This window comes from Algoriphagus antarcticus, assembly GCF_002150685.1.
GTDB classification, from domain to species: domain Bacteria; phylum Bacteroidota; class Bacteroidia; order Cytophagales; family Cyclobacteriaceae; genus Algoriphagus; species Algoriphagus antarcticus.
Genome location: NZ_MSSW01000083.1, coordinates 1 through 1883 on the forward strand (window position 1 = coordinate 1; position 1883 = coordinate 1883).

Below are 1883 nucleotides of genomic sequence, written 5' to 3' on the forward strand. Positions count from 1 at the left end.
CCTATTTCCCGCGGCCTAGAGCTTAGGTGAAAATGAAAGGTTTGCCGAGGAGATATTCATTGCTACAGTAAAAAGTCTTATCCTTTGCCACTTTTGAGGCCAAAAGTAACTAAAAGCCCTGCTGCAATAATGCTTCTCCCCGCCATCCAGCCGCCTGGCCCGCTATTGCAGCCTCCCACCGCGCCCTAATACTATGCAAATCTGCTAACCCCCCACCCCCTAAAGGGGAGATTGGCTATGTGGATGTTTGCAACCCTAGCTTTAGGAAATCGGAACACATATAAACGTTGAGGATAGTACAAAGTAAAATGTTTTTAGGGGCGACTGATTATTCGCCCTTACAAAATCTGCGACGAAAATCATCCGTAAAAAGACCCATCGGGACGACATGTTTTATAACCATTGATGCATGGTAAAAAGACAAACAAGCCTTTGTCTCCGGCGCACTATATTCTGTGATAAGATGAAAGTTTCTGCAAGGAGAATGAAAACAATTATGTCAAATTAACTCGTCATAAGGGTGAATGATTAGTTGCCCTTGATTTTTTAGACAATCCAGAAGCTTTCAATTTTTTTGATGAGCTACTCCAAAATAAAAAAAGAGTCCCGAAACTTCCGGGACTCTTTTCACTAGGGCTATGGTTTACTATTTCTATTCCACTATCAATCGATGCATCTGTGTAGCACCGGATTCAGTAGTGGTAGTTACCAGATAAACTCCCGCGGCTAGGTCATCTACCTTTATAGTGTACTTATTACCATTCTCCACCATACCTGGCTCGTACTTCTGGATCAGTCGACCTCGGATATCGAATATTCCGATTTCCGCGATCTTGATACTGGAGTCAGTTGGCTGAAGATTGACAAACGAGCTTGCCGGATTTGGATACATGTTGATCGAAGTCTTACCAAATCCTGACTCAGAATTGAATCCAGTCTCATTCGACTTGTTGACCAGAATTGTCAGCTTCTCCTGAGTAATGATATTCTTACCGTCTTTCACCGTGATCTTAACATCATGAGTTCCAGAGGACATAAATACATGGCTGGGATTTTTCTCAGTTGAGGTAGTCCCATTACCAAAGTCATAACTGTAAGTTAAATTACCTTGATCCACACCGGTTAAGTCTCCCATAAAGTCAACTTTCAACGGTCCGTCTCCTTCCATCGGTGAGGCCAAAATGGTTGGGATGCTTCCAGACTCTACTCGCAGAGCGGCTTCTCCGAGACTTACAAATCCCTCGATAGAAATACCCGAAATTATTGATCGGCTTAGAGTTGGATTTATTTCAAGATTCAGCTTACCATCCAATACTATTATGTTCTCGAATTCGAACTTCACTGGATTGTTTTGACCAGTAGCATATAAATCAACTCCTGTTTGACGATTCTCTCCTTCAACCCTAATGTTAAACCTTCTGGCTCCGGAAACCCCAGGCCCAACTATTCCGAAGTGCTGTTCAATGTGATATGTTGAAACTTTATACACTCCATTTGGAACGTCTATCGTGTATACTATACCGCCTGTCGAAATTGAAGTAGATGATCTGGCAGACCTAAACAGTTCATTACTACTTGCTAGAGGCTGATAATCTTTTCTCGCATTCGCATAAGGAATTGGATTTATAGTCTCATCACCTACAAACTCCTTACCGTCATAACTAACAGTCTGACTACTACCTGCGTTGATGTGCAGGCTGAAGTCATATTCCGGTGATGGCTCAAATACCTCAAGCTGAATCGTCTCCACATCACTCAACCCTTCCGCATCCGTCACCGTCAAGCTGACAGTATACGTACCCGCAGTAGCATACATATGCGAAGGATTCGCTTCCGTTGAAGTCGCACCATCCCCAAAGGTCCAAGCATAGCTCACGATAGAC

General features: G+C 43.2%; 1 protein-coding gene. It reads right to left on the minus strand.

Going from position 1 to position 1883, the window contains the following annotated elements; translation table 11 throughout:
* Positions 1 to 652 precede the first annotated feature (652 nt).
* Positions 653 to 1883: PKD domain-containing protein (locus BVH04_RS22225; protein ID WP_140160645.1), on the minus strand; the 1231-nt coding region annotated here is incomplete at its 5' end.